At 37.8% G+C, this 12,242-nt stretch carries 12 protein-coding genes; 5 read left to right on the top strand and 7 right to left on the bottom strand.

Annotated elements, in window-relative coordinates; all coding sequences use genetic code 11:
• Nucleotides 1-316 precede the first annotated feature (316 nt).
• Nucleotides 317-1,654 (top strand): CitMHS family transporter, encoded by a 1,338-nt coding sequence (locus J663_RS06485; protein ID WP_002117607.1) that lies wholly within the window; start codon nucleotides 317-319, stop codon nucleotides 1,652-1,654.
• A gap of 42 nt (nucleotides 1,655-1,696) precedes the next feature.
• Here the strand turns inward: J663_RS06485 and J663_RS06480 are convergent, their stop codons facing one another.
• The gene (locus tag J663_RS06480; protein ID WP_002117749.1) at nucleotides 1,697-2,209 is read right to left on the bottom strand and encodes a hypothetical protein; all 513 of its coding nucleotides are present in this window, start codon (nucleotides 2,207-2,209) and stop codon (nucleotides 1,697-1,699) included.
• 213 nt (nucleotides 2,210-2,422) lie between these two features.
• On the opposite strand from J663_RS06480, the gene J663_RS06475 reads away from it, so the two are divergent.
• A complete protein-coding gene (locus J663_RS06475; protein ID WP_081404637.1) occupies nucleotides 2,423-2,980 on the top strand; it encodes a DUF2239 family protein in 558 nt (185 codons plus the stop codon).
• 53 nt (nucleotides 2,981-3,033) lie between these two features.
• On the opposite strand, the gene cysN is transcribed toward J663_RS06475, so the two are convergent.
• From cysN to lysS, 5 genes are all read right to left on the bottom strand, one after another.
• Nucleotides 3,034-4,647 carry a sulfate adenylyltransferase subunit CysN gene (gene cysN, locus J663_RS06470; protein WP_002117513.1) on the bottom strand — a complete coding sequence of 538 codons (1,614 nt, stop codon included), beginning with the start codon at nucleotides 4,645-4,647 and terminating at the stop codon, nucleotides 3,034-3,036.
• Between the two features lie 30 nt (nucleotides 4,648-4,677).
• Nucleotides 4,678-5,586, bottom strand: a complete 909-nt coding sequence (cysD, locus tag J663_RS06465; protein ID WP_000140408.1) for a sulfate adenylyltransferase subunit CysD — start codon at nucleotides 5,584-5,586, stop codon at nucleotides 4,678-4,680.
• Complete coding sequence (locus J663_RS18840; RefSeq protein WP_002117520.1) at nucleotides 5,579-5,710, bottom strand: hypothetical protein; 132 nt, start codon at nucleotides 5,708-5,710, stop codon at nucleotides 5,579-5,581. The genes cysD and J663_RS18840 overlap by 8 nt, the downstream gene beginning before the upstream one ends.
• A 254-nt stretch (nucleotides 5,711-5,964) precedes the next feature.
• On the bottom strand, nucleotides 5,965-7,407 hold the full coding sequence (locus J663_RS06460; RefSeq protein WP_033848627.1) for a capsule assembly Wzi family protein: 1,443 nt from the start codon (nucleotides 7,405-7,407) through the stop codon (nucleotides 5,965-5,967).
• A 185-nt stretch (nucleotides 7,408-7,592) separates the two neighbouring features.
• On the bottom strand, nucleotides 7,593-9,122 hold the full coding sequence (lysS, locus tag J663_RS06455) for a lysine--tRNA ligase (RefSeq protein WP_005070604.1): 1,530 nt from the start codon (nucleotides 9,120-9,122) through the stop codon (nucleotides 7,593-7,595).
• A 256-nt stretch (nucleotides 9,123-9,378) separates the two neighbouring features.
• Here lysS and J663_RS06450 point away from each other — a divergent pair, with 256 nt between their 5' ends.
• Nucleotides 9,379-9,867 carry a YqiA/YcfP family alpha/beta fold hydrolase gene (locus tag J663_RS06450; RefSeq protein WP_033848624.1) on the top strand — a complete coding sequence of 163 codons (489 nt, stop codon included), beginning with the start codon at nucleotides 9,379-9,381 and terminating at the stop codon, nucleotides 9,865-9,867.
• A gap of 15 nt (nucleotides 9,868-9,882) precedes the next feature.
• On the opposite strand, the gene J663_RS06445 is transcribed toward J663_RS06450, so the two are convergent.
• The gene (locus J663_RS06445) at nucleotides 9,883-10,323 is read right to left on the bottom strand and encodes an SRPBCC family protein (RefSeq protein ID WP_005070606.1); all 441 of its coding nucleotides are present in this window, start codon (nucleotides 10,321-10,323) and stop codon (nucleotides 9,883-9,885) included.
• A 446-nt stretch (nucleotides 10,324-10,769) separates the two neighbouring features.
• On the opposite strand from J663_RS06445, the gene rubA reads away from it, so the two are divergent.
• Both rubA and rubB read left to right on the top strand, forming a co-directional pair.
• Nucleotides 10,770-10,934, top strand: coding sequence for a rubredoxin RubA (rubA, locus tag J663_RS06440; protein ID WP_000760495.1), 165 nt, complete (start codon nucleotides 10,770-10,772; stop codon nucleotides 10,932-10,934).
• Nucleotides 10,935-11,028: 94 nt separating this feature from the next.
• Complete coding sequence (rubB, locus tag J663_RS06435; protein WP_033848623.1) at nucleotides 11,029-12,210, top strand: rubredoxin reductase RubB; 1,182 nt, start codon at nucleotides 11,029-11,031, stop codon at nucleotides 12,208-12,210.
• Nucleotides 12,211-12,242: the final 32 nt, after the last annotated feature.

Below are 12,242 nucleotides of genomic sequence, written 5' to 3'. Positions count from 1 at the left end.
CTCAAAGTAAGCCCCTAAATGCTTCTTCTTCTCATTTCAATCATCAAAATATATATAATTAAAAAAAATGCCATATAATTTTTATTTTTATAATACCTTTATATTATTTTATAATAGCATTCATTTATTATAAAACCATTATAACCTTAATATATATGTTCAGTATTTCATCTAAATATACCTATCCAAACGAATATATATTAACCAAATAAACTAAATATATTATTTGTCTTTTTAATAAAAATTAATAAGAATAACCAAGGTCAGAGTTTTGAATAAACTTGTTCAGTAAAACTATAGGCAAAGGATTGATTGTATGCTGACATTACTTGGTGTTGGCATGATTTTGTGCTTCATGTACTTAATCATGTCCAAACGTTTAAGCCCTATTATTGCTTTAATTCTCATCCCGTTTATTTTTTCTCTCATTGCTTGGGGCCTAGGTCATTACTTTGAAAGTTTAAGTCACATTGAACTTAAAGGTCTCAGTGAGATGATGCTGGATGGCATCAAAAAATTAGCGCCAACTGGCGTAATGCTTTTATTCGCAATTTTGTATTTTGCCTTAATGATCGATGCAGGTCTTTTCGACCCGCCGGTTAAATGGATTTTGAAAAAAGTTAAAGGCGATCCTTTAAAAATTACTCTAGGAACTGTCTTTTTAACCACTCTCGTTTCTTTAGATGGTGATGGCTCAACCACTTATATGATCTGTGTGGCTGCAATGTTGCCACTTTATCAACGTCTAGGAATGAACACACTCATCATGACTGCGCTTATGCTTTTATGTAGTGGTGTAATGAACCTAACGCCATGGGGTGGTCCTACTGCTCGTGCTGCAAGTGCGTTACAAGTTGATCCAAGCCATATTTTCGTACCAATGATCCTTCCAATGATCATTAGTATTGGTTGGTTATTCTTCTTGGCATATTTATATGGCCGCTATGAGCAAAAACGTTTAGGCGTGATTGAGCTTGAAAGTCATCATGGTGACAATATTACCGTGTCGAAAGACCCTGAAGCGACGCGTCCACATTTACGCAAAGTAAATATGGTACTTACTATTATTCTCATGATTGCATTAATCAAAGGCATTTTGCCAATGTCAGTGCTATTCATGCTAGCGTTCTGTATTGCAATGCTGATTAACTATCCTGATGTTGATATGCAGAAAAAGCGTATCGCAATGCATGCAGATAGTATTTTAGCTGTTGTAGGTTTAATTTTCGCTGCAGGTATTTTCACAGGGATTTTATCTGGTACAGGTATGGTTGAGGCGATGTCTAAAGAATTCGTCGCAATGATTCCTCCAAGCATGGGCCCATATCTTGCACCGATTACCGCTTTAGTCAGTATGCCTTTAACATTCTTTATGTCAAATGATGCATTCTTCTATGGTGTTTTACCAATTCTTGCTGAAGCAGCTTCTCATTACGGTATTAGCCCAGAAGCTATTGCTCGCGCCTCAATTGTAGGCCAGCCAGTACACTTGCTATCACCTCTTGTTCCTTCAACTTACTTGTTATGCGGTCTTGCTAAAGTTGACTTTGCAGATCATCAAAAGTTCACATTTAAATGGGCATTTATAACATGTATGGTTTTGATGGGCACCGCATTAGTGATTGGCGTTTTCCCGCTCTTTAGTACACTTTAATTATTCTTCTATAAATAAAAGCCCCAAACGGGGCTTTTATTTTTATTTATTTATATACTCAATCATGGCGTCTAAGAACGCATGAAAGTGCAAGCTAATATCTTCTTCTAAAATTTTATAGGCATTATCAAATTGCACCATTGGCCAACCTTCTTTCCAAAATGGGAAGATGTCATGTAAGTCATGAGTAACTATTGCATCTTCTCGAACAATCGCTTGTGAAATTTGTGCCAAAACTTGCGCTGTTTCTGCACCATCAATAGCTAAATAATCAATACCACGCGCTTTTAAAATACGAATTCGATCTTTTTTATAGCGAATTTTTTTAGCTTGAGCTGCATTTAAACCTAATGCAAGAGTAACTGCCTCTACAAACTTTTCTTCAAAATTTGTATTCAGTGCCACTAAAGCCTGTTTATGTGCTTCCTGACGTCCTGCTTTCCCCCCGTTACGGATGATCTCATTTGCTTCCGTATCTAGCTTATCTTTTTTCATCGACTGTAAAATGTCTAAAATTTCGATATCGCTTAAAGATTCAGGAGATTGCTCAAACATAGGAGTCTCTATACATACAACTAAAGGCGTATTCTCTCATAAAAGCGATACTAAAGCAGAGTAAAATTTTAAATAGCCCATTATCTTGACTATTTTTATAGTCCTAACTTCATAGACTACACTCATAAAATCAAATAATTCTTTGGTTATAATTTTAATTATTTGCCAAATTAATTTTACCCTGATAATATTATTTTACCCAGATAAAAATATATGGCTAAAATGAATACTAAAATCACCTATACTGCCTTCACTGGAAGCACGCTTATTGCGAGTGACTCCCTTATTGAACTTGCAAAAAAACTCAAAGATCTTCCGAAAACAACGGAAAATATTCTGATTTTCAATGATCAAACAGGTCAACAAATTGATCTTGATCTTTCTGGTTCGGAACAAGAATTTCATCAACGTTATGATGAACCGGAAGAAATTAAAAAAGTTGGACGACCTAAACTCGGAGTAATTTCTCGTGAAATCACTTTACAGAAAAAACATTGGGATTGGTTAGATCAACAAAGTGCGAGTGCATCAGCAGTAATTCGCAAGTTAATTGATAAAGAGTTAAATAACCCAAACTCTGAAGGCAATATTATGCTCGCTAAACAAGCCATCGACCGTTTTATGTCTGCCATGTTGGGCAATATGCCAAATTACGAAGAAGCAACACGTGCCTTATATCAAGGTGATCGAGATATATTTTTAAAGATGATTCAGAACTATCCTAAAGATTTAAGAGAATATTTAACTTTAAAAACTCAAAGTATTTTCTAAACCCAATAAAAAAAACCCGCTTACGCGGGTTTTTTCAAAATCAATTCAGTCTATTAAAGACGAACTAATTCCACAACTTTTTCAGCTGCCTCTTCAACGGTTTCAGCAGTAACTTCTGTATCCGTACCTTCCACAGAAGTTGTGATAACCACAACACCTGTCTCACGCAATAACGTAATTTGCTCAGCAGTTAAGTTGGCTTTTGCAATCGCAACTACACCTTGTTGGATCAATAAACTTTCTAAAACTTGAGCTTTCTCGATTAACTGTGCAGAAATCCCAATCACCGCTGGCTTTTGGCCCAAACGTGCAGCACGATCTTCAGCTGTTACAGGATTACTATGTGCAGTCCATTCAACAGCAGCCTCAACCATACCTGCACCAACAGTTACGTTGCTTAAGCGGTCAATGAAGATGAATGAACCTGTATAACGAGAATCTTGATATTGATCAAACACAACTGGCGCATCGAACTCAACTACAACATCTGCAATTGCATTTAACTCAAGCTCTTCCACATGAGTATGTTCAAGTGTATTCACATTCACACGATAGTGAATATTAGTCACTTTAGCAGGAACAGTCTGGGTACCAATCTTAACGTTGTATAACTTACCTTTCACGAGCGGATGTTCATTCATCCACACCACTGAAGCACGAACACTACGTGAAATTAATGGTTGCTCCCCAGCACGTACCAAAACGTTACCACGGCTAATATCAATTTCATCATTCAGGGTCAATGTAACCGCTTGACCCGCTACAGCCTGCTCAAGGTTTCCATCAAAAGTAACGATTTCTTTAACTGTTGAACGCTTACCTGATGGCAGTGCAACAATCTCATCACCAACATTGATTTCACCTAAAGCAACGGTACCCGCAAAACCACGGAAATCAAGGTTTGGACGGTTTACATACTGAACAGGGAAACGGAATTCGTGTTTATTCGATTCCCGACTGATTTCCACCGACTCAAGAATGCTCATCAAAGTTTGACCCTTGTACCAAGGCGTATGAGCTGACGGATTTACAACGTTATCACCATTTAAAGCAGAGATTGGTACAAACTGAATATTGGCTGGACGGCGATCACCTAATTGGCTTACGAAAGCATCATATTCAATCTGAATTTCGGTAAAACGTTCAGGTGAATATTCAACCAAGTCCATCTTATTGATTGCAACAACGATATTTTTAATACCAAGCAAACTTGCAATAAACGTATGGCGACGAGTTTGAGTTTGCACACCATAACGCGCATCAATCAAGATGATTGCCAAGTCCGCAGTTGACGCACCTGTTGCCATGTTACGTGTATATTGCTCATGTCCCGGGGTATCCGCAATAATAAACTTACGCTTTTCTGTTGAGAAATAACGGTAAGCTACGTCAATGGTAATACCTTGTTCACGTTCTGCTTGAAGGCCATCTACTAGTAACGCCAAGTCTGGTGCATCACCCGTAGTTCCTACTTTTTTACTGTCACGCGTTACTGCTTGCAATTGATCTTCATAAATCAATTTTGAATCGTAGAGTAAACGTCCAATAAGCGTACTTTTACCATCGTCTACATTACCGCAAGTCAAAAAGCGTAGAAGGTCTTTTTGTTCATGTTGCTTTAAATAGGCCAAGATATCTTGACTGATTAATTCTGATTGATGAGACATTGCTCAAACTCCACAAATTTAGAAATTGTCTTAGAAATAGCCTTCTTGCTTTTTCTTTTCCATTGAGCCCGCTTCATCATGGTCAATCATACGACCTTGACGCTCAGAACTCGTGGCTAAAAGCATCTCTTGGATAATTTCAGGTAACGTATCTGCTTCAGACTCAACTGCACCAGTTAACGGGTAACAGCCAAGCGTACGGAAACGTACAGACTTCATTTGTGGAACTTCCCCCTCTTTTAGACGCATACGCTCATCATCAACCATGATTAACGTACCACTACGCTCTACTACTGGACGAACAGCAGAGAAATAAAGAGGAACGATTTGAATATTTTCTAAATAGATATATTGCCAGATATCCAACTCAGTCCAGTTAGATAAAGGGAATACACGAATACTTTCACCTTTGTTCACTTTACCATTGTAAAGATTCCAAAGTTCAGGGCGTTGGTTTTTCGGATCCCAACGGTGTTTGCTATCACGGAATGAATATACACGCTCTTTCGCACGTGATTTTTCTTCATCACGACGTGCACCACCAAAAGCAGCATCAAATTGATATTTATCCAAAGCCTGTTTTAAAGCTTGGGTTTTCATAATATCGGTATATTTTGAACTACCATGATCAAATGGGTTGATCCCAGCTTCACGGCCTTCTTTGTTCTGATGAACAATTAAGTCAAAACCATGAGTTTTTGCCATGTTATCGCGAAACGCGATCATGTCTTTAAATTTCCAACCCGTATCTACATGTAATAATGGGAATGGAAGTTTAGCTGGATAAAATGCTTTTAACGCAAGATGAAGCATAACAGCCGAGTCTTTACCAATTGAGTAAAGCATGACTGGGTTTTCGAATTCTGCAGCAACTTCACGGATGATATGAATGCTTTCCGCTTCAAGCTGTTTGAGATGTGTGAGTCTTGATTCAGTCATGAACACGTCCTTCTCTATCCATTTTGCCCATAAAATCTAGAAGTAGTATTAAACCACCACCTAGAAGACCATGTGGAGGAACGAGTGCCATAACAACTCCAATTTTTCGTGATAGATAATCCAACCACAAGCCTTTATATGGCTTATAGCATTAGTTATGCATTATAGTGATTTAAAACCGATTCCTTTTGCTTGTTTTTTCATATTGATATTCGATTTAATCATATACATGTAATATGCTGATTCACTTGCATAACTTTGTAATCCTAGCTTGTGTAATCAACTTAAGCAAATCATGTTCTAGTCTTTAGTTTTCTTTAAAAGCCATAAAAAAAGAGAAGCATTAATCGCTTCTCTTTTCTAAAACATGATCTAATCTTAGAAACCAAACATTTTACGTTCTAATGGAATTTCAATACCAATAGATGCACCTGCATCATTACCCTCAATATCCGAATCACTTACCCATCCATTAATTTTTAATGGAAGATCAGGTTTGATGAAATGTGTCCAAGTTAAATCAAGTGCTTTAATTTCATCATCTTTAGGGAATGCTTTATTGATTGCCAAGTTAGATTGGTTAACTTTAACCACCATAGCGCGACCGCTTAAACGGTTCATGACATCAAAGCGGATATCGCCCCCCACTGAGTACATTTGACCATCACCACCCATCGCGTGACCTAATGGGAAACCATGTTGATAATAACCATCTTTATAAACCGAATGCGTATAAGAGATACTCTTTACATCCCCATTAGTACGCGTGTCCGCCCATTCTGCATAAAGTTGATATGGCATATCATTGTAGCTTGACGAATAATCGACCCCAGCTAAATACATCTTTTTAGACGGCAAATAACCAGCCTCATCCTCTCCCACATATTGACCATAAAGACTTACTGGGATATTTAAAAGAGGTTGCAATAATAACCGCCCATCAAACCCAGCCAATTGGTTTGATGGATTTTCGGTATCGCCATAGACATTATCGTTGCCCTTAATAGCATCCCATAAAGAGCTAAAACTTTCCGAACGTCCGTCTCCACCCCACTGAATTGTACGTGAAGCACCTAGTTCCAAATATGGTAATGGTTGTGCAGTTAAACGTAATCCAATTAATTTAGCATCAGGTACTGCTTTATAATCATCTAATTGACCAGCAAATGCTTGGTATTGCCAAGGTCCAATCCAAGACAACCATTTTGTCTCAAAAGCATTTTGCACAGCACGTTGTGCAGTTACCCCATATACTGGTCGACTCGCATCACCACGAATTAAGCTACCATCGTGTCCAGGTCCCCACCATGTTGGAATTTGACCTGCAACTACCCACTGATTCCAAAGTTTACCAGCGACATATGAGCCTTCAACATTCACATCTTGCCCATTATCGATTTGCGGGTCTTTTTCTGCATTTACTCGGATTTTAGCATCCCAGTTTTCACCGCCAGCATTAAACTCTAACGAACCTTGATATTGAGCTTTTTGGTTATCACCGAATGCTTGAGGAATATTTTTGATATCAGTTTCAGCAAAAGCACCCACTTTAACTGTATTGTTATCTGCTTTTAATGCATTAAGTACTGAGTTAATAACTTTTTGTTGAGCTGGATGAGACACTTTTGCTTGAGAAAGTGCTCTTTGAATTTCATCACCACTTAACGGCCAAGTTGAAGTACTAATATTAATAACACCTTGTTGATTTAACCAATTTAAATCGGTGCGTAAATCTTCATTATTTAGCACTAAACCTTGTGCAAAAATAGCGGATGAAGCAGTTGCCAATATTGCAATCGAAAGTGTTTTTCTTAGAAACATGCCAGCCAATTCTCAAAGTTATTTATGAGCAACACCTTAAATTTTTTATCACAACTTTGCAATTGTTAAACTGTGCAATTACATTTTTTAACGCTATCTTAAGGTTAGTATAATTAGGTAAATTTCTAGATATAAAAAGTAATAAAGAAGGCAGTATAAATACTGCCTTTTTGCATCTTAGAAGATTAACCTTCTTTACGACGCATATGCGGGAATAAAATTACATCGCGGATACTTGGTGCATCAGCAAATAACATGACTAAACGGTCGATACCGATACCTTCACCTGCTGTTGGAGGTAAACCATATTCAAGTGCTTCAACAAACTCTGCATCGTAATGCATTGCTTCATCATCACCTGCGTCTTTTTCAGCAACTTGCGCTTGGAAACGCTCAGCTTGATCGATTGGGTCATTTAACTCGCTGAAGCCATTTGCTAATTCACGACCACCGATGAAGAATTCAAAACGATCTGTAACATGTGGATTGTCATCATTACGGCGAGCGAGTGGAGAAGTTTCCGCTGGGTAATCAGTAATAAATGTTGGCTGACGAAGTTTAGTTTCAACAGTTTCTTCAAATACGATCGTTTGAAGCTTACCTAAACCAAAACCAGGCTTAACCTCTTCTTTCAACTCTTCACGAATAAATTTTGCAAGAAACTCGCGATCACTTACATTTTCAGGTGTGAACTGTGGGTTATTCTCTAAAATTGCATCGAACATAGAGATTTTCTTGAATGGTCCTTTGAAGCTAAACACTTCACCTTGGTAAGGGACATCGGTTGTACCTAGAATATCCAAAGCCAACTTTTCAAGCATATTTTCAGTCAATGCCATTAAGTCTTTATAATCAGCATATGCCTGATAAAACTCGATCATCGTGAATTCAGGGTTGTGACGTGTTGACACCCCTTCATTACGGAAGTTACGGTTAATTTCGAACACACGCTCAAAACCACCAACAACCAAACGTTTTAAATAAAGCTCAGGTGCAATACGTAAGAATAAAGGCATATCCAAAGCATTGTGATGTGTTTCGAATGGACGCGCAGAAGCACCACCTGGAATCACATGCATCATTGGCGTTTCAACTTCCATGAAACGTTCGTTGTTTAAGAATGCTCGAATACCTGCAACAACTTTGGCACGGATTTCAAAAGTTTTACGTGTTTCTTCATTCACGATTAAGTCAAGGTAACGTTTACGGTACTTAACTTCTGTGTCATTTAAGCCATGAAATTTATCTGGTAACGGACGAAGAGATTTTGTAAGAAGTTCAAAACCTTCAAGATGAACATATAAGTCACCTTTGCCTGAACGTCCGATATAACCTTCGGCAGCAATAATGTCACCGAGATCTAAACCTTTAATGGTTTCAAGAATATCTTTTGGTAAGCCTTTACGGTCAACATATAACTGAATACGACCTGTCATGTCTTGAATCACCATGAAAGAACCACGGTTTAACATGACACGGCCGGCCACTTTTACATAGACATGCTCAGCGCTTTCAATTTGTTCTTTCGACTGATCTTTAAATTGTTCTTGTAGATCAGCTGCGTAATGTTCACGCTTAAAAGTATTTGGCCAAGGACTCTTTCCAGTTTCCTTCGCAACATCTTGGATTTGCTTTAATTTGGCATGACGCTGTGCAATTAAATCGTTTTCGGAAATAGTTGGTTCAGAAGTCGATTGAGCGTTTTGTTGCGTCATCTCTGCCTCGATTAAGTAAAAATGAAGTGGCATAGCTTAACAGATTGCAGGAGTTTTTCGAATGATTTCAATCAAACAAAAATGAAAAAAGACAATTTATGGAAACGAGCAGTACTTTTTAAAGGCAAAATGACTTAGACCAATCGCTAAGATCATTTTTTAAAGCATTTAGTAAAATATAAAAAAATCCAAATAACCTCGATATTCAAAGGCCCTATTTGCCTTGTATTTTATCAATGAGATTGTGTCGTAAATAATGAAAATTCTATTTTTACATGGCTTGGATTCTTCTCGTGAATCAACAAAGTTCCACGCCATTTTACATCCTGAAAAGTTTTGTATTGATGTTGATTATCGCAACCTAAGTTATGCATCTGTTGAGTACTTTTATCACCAAGCTATTCAGACGATCAAACCAGATTTACTGGTTGGTCACAGCCTTGGAGGATATTGGGCCTTAAAAACTGCCGCTCAACATAAATTAGCTGTGATTGTGGCGAATCCAAGTCTTACGCCTAATTTTCGGGCAGACTACCCTCAGCTTTCCGAAGAGGAACTTACCCTTTCTAATCCTAAAATGGCTTATTTAGAATTAGGAGATGAGCAACTTGATATGTATCAGGTTCAAGAAAAACTTGCACCCTACATGAATATTGAAACCTTTGAAGGCGGACATCATCGTTTGGCCTATCCTTCTCGTATCAATGATTTGATTATGAAAATTTATAAAAAATATTTGGCTTAACTTGATGCCGATTACCTATTTTCCTTCTGCCAATTTCTTGATGACATCAAATCCTTGAACGAAGCCACTTTTCAACATGCCCATGTATTCAGGTAAGGTGGCTAATTCGACTTTTAAAGTAGTTACACTATCGTGCTGGCTCAAAAAATATTTTTCTTGGGAACCACTCCAGCCTTTAACTTCTTCACTTTCTAAATCTTCCTTACCGTCCTTAATCATTCCTAAATGTTTAAAAATCAATATTTCCGGCTTTTTCAATTCTTCAATGGTGGAGACCATGCCATTGCCTTCACCATCTAGAAAATAAGTTTTACCACCGATTTGCCAATCGGTACGCATTGAAGAGTCTGGGGCAAAGAATTTTGTCCAAGCATTATATGTCTCGTTATTCCAAAGTAATTCCCATACTTTTTCTATAGGCGCCTCAATTTCTACTTCGTATACTAAATTTTCCATACTTAAGTTCCCTGATTTATTCCGTTCTTATACTGTCGAATTTTAATTTTCGCGTTTAATAATGACATCTGTTGAATCTTTATTTGTTGTTATTTAGCTTTCTTATTATATAAATCTTTTAAATGAGCAGACACTTTTTATTTCTCAATAATTTCACAAACAACATTAAGTTTAAAATTAATGTTAAGAATGTATTAGTTATTATTAGTTTATGCTCAAGTTTTGCCTAAAAAACCACTTATTTGTCCTAACCTGCCATTCATCTTTGCTTACGAATGATTAAACTCCGTTATTTGCTTTACATTAAATGTAGAACTGCGTAAAAATTTGATATCCGATCAAAGGCACATTGGTTATTATTGACCGGATCGTGGTTACATTATTAATAGATGGAATAGTTTTACTGAAAGGCAGCTTTGAGCAAACTTATCAGTGCGGAGAGTCTCATGAAAAAATATCAATGTATCGTTTGTGGATGGATTTACGATGAAGCAGAAGGTTGGCCACAAGACGGCATTGCAGCTGGAACAAAATGGGAAGATATCCCTGATGACTGGACTTGCCCTGATTGCGGCGTTTCAAAAGCTGACTTCGAAATGATCGAAATCTAATGATTTAAAGCAAAAGGCCATGATTGACATGGTCTTTTTTACGAATATTACCCATTACCGTATTAAATAAACAATTCTAACTCTGGAGAGAAAAATGCATCCTATCGTCATTATCGGATCAGGCATGGCGGGTTATACCTTAGCACGTGAGTTTCGTAAACTTAGCCCAGAGCAAGAACTTGTGATGATTTGTGCGGATGATGCAGTGAATTATGCAAAACCAACATTATCAAATGCATTTGCAGGTAAAAAAGCACCTGAACAGATTGCTTTAGGTGATGCTGCTAAAATGGGTACCCAACTCAATATGCGTATTGAGCCTTTCACTTTTGTAAAAGAAATTTTAGCTGAACGTCATGAGCTTGTTCTTGAGAAAGATGGGGTAACTTCGAATCAACCCTATTCAAAACTGATTTTAGCGGTTGGTGCTAACCCAATTCGTCTTGCAATTGCAGGCGATGGTAGCGATGACATTCATGTAGTGAACTCGCTGATTGATTACCGTGCTTTCCGTGAAAATCTAGCTCAACGTAAAGACAAACGTGTTGTTATTTTAGGTGCTGGCTTAATTGGTTGTGAATTCGCTAATGACTTACTTCACAGTGAATATGACATCACTGTCATTGATTTGGCACCTCAACCATTAGGTCGCTTATTGCCAGGTCATATTGCTTCTGCATTCCAGCAAAATCTCGAAGAGGCTGGTGTTAAATTTGCTTTAGGCACAACCGTTGAAAAAGTCAGCAAAATTAATAATGGCGAAGATTATGCGATTACACTCGCAAACGGCCAAACTTTGGTAGCCGATATTGTTCTTTCAGCCATTGGTTTACAGCCAAATATTTCACTTGCTAAAAGTGCAGATATTCAAACAAGCCGTGGAATTATTACCAATAGTTTACTTGAAACAAATCAAGCCGATATTTATGCGATTGGCGATTGCGCTGAAGTAAATGGCACGCTACTTCCGTATGTAATGCCAATTATGCAGCAAGCTCGTGCTCTTGCAAAAACCCTTAGCGGACAACAAACTGCCGTGCACTACCCTGCTATGCCAGTTGCAGTAAAAACTCCTGCAGCTCCACTTACAGTGTTACCAGCTCCAGTTGATATAGAAGTGAACTGGGAAACAGAAGAGTTCGACGATGGTATGCTTGCTAAAGCAATTGACAATGAAGGAACATTGCGTGGTTTCGTATTGTTAGGTGCAACAGCAGGTAAACAACGCTTAACTTTAACAAAGCTTGTTCCAGATCTTATTCCAGCCCAAGCATAAGGTTTGAATCAGGAATACTCTTTTGTGAGTAT

Source organism: Acinetobacter sp. 826659 (genome assembly GCF_000588515.1).
GTDB classification, from domain to species: Bacteria; Pseudomonadota; Gammaproteobacteria; order Pseudomonadales; family Moraxellaceae; genus Acinetobacter; species Acinetobacter pittii.
The sequence above is the reverse complement of the archived record's forward strand: the minus strand, read 5'-3'. Positions and strand labels throughout refer to the sequence as shown.